Source organism: Patescibacteria group bacterium (assembly GCA_034659915.1).
Lineage (GTDB): Bacteria > Patescibacteriota > WWE3 > JAUXAW01 > JAYEID01 > JAYEID01.
Genome location: JAYEID010000007.1, coordinates 1 through 4172 on the forward strand (window position 1 = coordinate 1; position 4172 = coordinate 4172).

At 40.2% G+C, this 4172-nt stretch carries 4 protein-coding genes; 3 read left to right on the forward strand and 1 reads right to left on the reverse strand.

Annotated elements, in window-relative coordinates; translation table 11 throughout:
* Positions 1-332 precede the first annotated feature (332 nt).
* Positions 333-1088: a LysM peptidoglycan-binding domain-containing protein gene (locus U9M98_00900; protein ID MEA2020277.1), complete on the reverse strand. Its 756-nt coding sequence runs from the start codon at positions 1086-1088 to the stop codon at positions 333-335.
* A 218-nt stretch (positions 1089-1306) separates the two neighbouring features.
* Here U9M98_00900 and pheS point away from each other — a divergent pair, with 218 nt between their 5' ends.
* The 3 genes from pheS to U9M98_00915 all read left to right on the forward strand — a co-directional run.
* Positions 1307-2383: a phenylalanine--tRNA ligase subunit alpha gene (gene pheS / locus U9M98_00905; protein ID MEA2020278.1), complete on the forward strand. Its 1077-nt coding sequence runs from the start codon at positions 1307-1309 to the stop codon at positions 2381-2383.
* Between the two features lie 34 nt (positions 2384-2417).
* Positions 2418-2801 (forward strand): four helix bundle protein, encoded by a 384-nt coding sequence (locus tag U9M98_00910; protein ID MEA2020279.1) that lies wholly within the window; start codon positions 2418-2420, stop codon positions 2799-2801.
* A gap of 31 nt (positions 2802-2832) precedes the next feature.
* A partial coding sequence (locus U9M98_00915) for a phenylalanine--tRNA ligase subunit beta (GenBank protein ID MEA2020280.1) occupies positions 2833-4172 on the forward strand: 1340 nt, incomplete at its 3' end.

Here is a 4172-nt window from a genome sequence, read left to right on the forward strand (position 1 = left end):
CACGATCGTTGATCCTCTACGTAACCACAACCTTGCAAAACAGAATGGCCAGGCTAAGTTAACGACAAAAACCCCCGCGCGGGGGGTTTTTAGGAATTAAAGTGCTTTTTCAAAGCATTCCTGTGCTATCTTCCAACAGTAACCATCTCTCTACTGTAGGTACTATAACACATTAGAAATACCTTTTCAATCCAAAACAACAACACTTTTCTAAACTGTAAGCAAACCCTTTAGAAACAAGCTAGCAGAAAAACAGAAACATTAAAAAAGGAGGCCCCTTTTAACCAGAAAAGTAACTTCTAAAACATTTCTAGTCCGGGGCCTCTATACCTTTATCTAATATGGTGAATCTTGTTCCACATTTCGAGTTCCTTCCTTGCCCACACTACCCATCGCTGGGGGACAGGACTAGCCGCTCCCGCTGGATGACAGGTAATAAACGCAAACAGCTCCCCGTCAGCTGTCCGCTCTAACACCTCAAAAATCTCGGTGTTTATATCAACATCATCCCTGTCCCCAAGGATGCTCATACCGGTAACTCGTAGGCGAGCCTCTCCAGAATAGTCCCAGTTTCTATAAAGAACAATCTTGTCACCTTCTTCCAATTTCGGAAAGTGGGAACCTGGAAACTCGTAACGGTGGCTGAAAAGGGTTTGGTACCATTCATCAAGCACCCAAATCTCTTGGAGAGCACCTTCCCAATCACAATGCTGCTCTCCACAAAACCAACGAACACTATTAACCGAGACAGTTTCGATCCCAGAATATTGGGAATTAGCGAATTTGGGAAAGGATACTCGAACAAAATCCGGCTGGTTCATAACCGGAATACAAAGCTCTTCCCCAGATCGAATCAGGTTAACATTAGCAATTTGGTTGACCTCTGCTAGAATTGACACCGAAACACCAAAACGGTTTCCTACATCAGCAAGGTTATCGCCAGGACGAACAACATAAGTTAACCCGCTGGGGCAAGACAGCGCAAACGAAGCAGCCCGAACGTCTGATAGGAATACTACAGTTCCAAAGAAAAGCAAAAAACCAACCAATAGACCCAACAGCGTTACCAGCCTTTTTTTAAAGAACACCGCCCCTTCTCCTTTCTATACCTTAATACTTGCACATTTACCACTTTTCCTTACAACAAAGAAGGAAATTGAGACTCTACTATCCAAAAACCACACCCCTAGTTACTCTGGACTATAACACCTCAGAACAAAAAGTGTCAATCAATTAGGATTAGCAGTTCAATACAGAGAAGGAAAAATAGTTACGTCTTGGTTCCGAATATGGTAATCTTTTTAAAATGAAGGTTTTAGAAAAAATCGAAAAAATACAAAAAGAGGCCCAGCAAAGAATAAAAAACGTCCAAAGCATAAGGGATTTGGAAGATTTGGAAAAATTATATCTAGGAAAAAGGGGAGAGCTAACAGAAATAACCAAGAGCATCCCCAGTTTAAAGGAAAAAGAAAGGCCTAAGGTGGGGAAAAAAGTAAACCAAGCTAAATCCAAGCTAGAAACCACGCTAAAAAACAAAAGAAACGAGCTGAAAGAATCGGGGGGAGAGAGTAGGGGAGAGGTTTGGTTAGATGTAACCCTCCCCGGAAAAAAACCAAAGCTAGGACACCTACATCCCGTAACCCAAACAATTCACGAAATAGAAGATATTTTCCACCGGTTGGGTTTTGTTAGAAGAAGATACCCAGAAGTAGAAACCGACTGGTATGCTTTTGAAAGTTTAAATATGCCACCCAACCACCCCGCACGGGATGAATGGGAAACATTCTATATTGAAAATCCGAAATTCGATCCGCCAGCTGGCGGACGAAGTTCCAAAGCAGAATATGATACAAGATTTGTATTAACACCACACACTTCAAATGGGCAGGTAAGGGAAATGGAAAGGGTGGGTGTGCCTGTACGAATGATTAACATATCTAGGTGCGACCGACGCCAATCAGATGTAAGCCATATTCCCACCTTCTATCAATTCGAAGGGCTTGTTGTTGACAAAGACATAAATATTACCCACCTAAAAGGAACTTTGGATTTCTTTGTTAAAGAATACTTTGGAGAGGATAGGGAATACCGATTGCGACCTTATGACTTCCGTTTTACAGAACCATCTTTTGAAATTGACATATCTTGCGGGCTCTGCCACGGAAAGGGGTGCAGGTACTGCACAGGAGGTTGGTCCGAACTCGGTGGGGCAGGCATGGTCCACCCGCAGGTTTTAAAAAACGGAAGTTTGGATCCCAAAAAGGTCTCGGGTTTTGCCTTTGGTTGGGGAGTAGAAAGAGTATTTATGATGCGCGAGAATTTAAACATTAGCGATATAAGAGTACTTTACGAAAACGACATAAGATTTTTGAGACAATTTTAGGAAAAATTGATAATTGTTAATTGATCATTGTCCATTGAAAAAAGAAAAAAAGGTATTTAGACTAAAAGACATAACAGCCTACCAAATCGGGACAAAATTGTCGCTGATTGTTTGGGAAGAAGTCAAAAAGTGGAATATACTTGCTAAGAAAACAATGGGCGACCAATGGATAAGATCCATAGATTCAATAGCAGGAAATATAGCTGAAGGGTTTGGAAGATATCACAAAAAAGATAAAAACAAATTTTATTATAATGCCCGCTCTTCAACCTACGAAGCAGCGCATTGGACAAGATTAGCGTATAAAAGAGGGCTAATCTCGGAAAATACGAATAAGAAAATGATTAATATGCTTAGGATTCTTCCCAAAGAGATTAATATACTTATTAAATTAACGAGAGAAAATCTGGAAGAATGACCAATAAACTATTAACTATCAACAATCAACCATGAACATTTTAGTCCCCCACAACTGGATACTTGATTTTGTGGAAACAGATGCAACCCCTGCAGAAATTGCAGAGAAATTGTCTCTGCATGCCCTTTCGGTAGAAAATATAACCAAAACATCAGACGGTGATCATATTTTTGAAATTGAGATTACTCCTAACCGCCCAGATGCACTTTCTGTTCTAGGTGTAGCTAGAGAAGTGGGAGCTATTTTCACTCAGCACAAAACAGAAGCAGAATTTAAAGACAAAGAGCCCCGCATCAGACTAAAAAAACCGGAAAACCCACTGAACTTAGATGTTCGAATTAAAAAGCCCAATCTTTGTCCACGATTCTCAGCAGTTATTCTTGACAATGTTGAAATAAAAGAATCCCCGCAAAAAATCCAAAAGCGTTTAGAAAAGGTGGGTATTCGCTCCTTAAATAATGCAATTGATATAACCAATTACCTTATGATTGAACGCGGTCAACCAATGCATGTTTTTGATTATGAAAAAATTGCTGGGAACAAAATGATCCTTCGTGAGAGTAGGGAAGGGGAAACATTAACTACGCTAGATGGGAAAAAGCGCGAGCTTCCTCCTGGAACAATTGTTATCCAAGACCAAGACAAACTCATTGACCTTTGCGGAATAATGGGTGGTGCTAATTCTTGTGTAGATATGGGAACTACCCGCATAGTCTTATTTGTACAAATCTACAACCCACAAAGAATTCGAGAAACAACCCAAAAAATGAGTTTCCGTACCGATGCATCAGCTAGGTTTGAAAAGAGTATGGACCCACAAGGAGTAGTTCCAGCACTAAAACACGCAACCAAGTTTTTACGAGAAAACGCAAATGCACAAATTGCTAGCAAACTAATCGATATTGAAAATCAAAAATACGGAGAAAGTAAAATTATTCTCTCCGAAGAGGATGTGGAAAAAGTTCTTGGTGTAGAAGTTGATCCCCGACAAATCTGCACTATTTTAAGAGCTTTGGGTTTTGAAATTGATTGGCTAACCAGCCCCGATGATATTTCCGGAGCTCCCGAGCTCCGCGCAACTGTACCTTCCTGGAGAAGTACTGATATACAAGAAAGTATTGACCTAGTTGAGGAAGTTGCAAGGATATACGGTTACCATAACATCCCTTCTAAGCTTCCACCACTTCCCAAAACTCTGTACCAGCAAGAAAAAATTTTCCAATGGGAAAAATTAACAAAAAAATATCTTGAAGGTTGGGGATACACAGAAGTTAAAACTACAAGTTTCACAAATGAAAGTGAATTGCGAAATGCAAACTTAGAGCTCAAAAATACATTAAGAGTTCAAAACCCCCTAACAGAAGATGCAAC

Coding starts and splice junctions, on each gene's coding strand:
- pheS (MEA2020278.1), top strand. CDS start 1,307: ATGAAGGTTTTAGAAAAAATCGAAAAAATACAAAAAGAGGCCCAGCAA.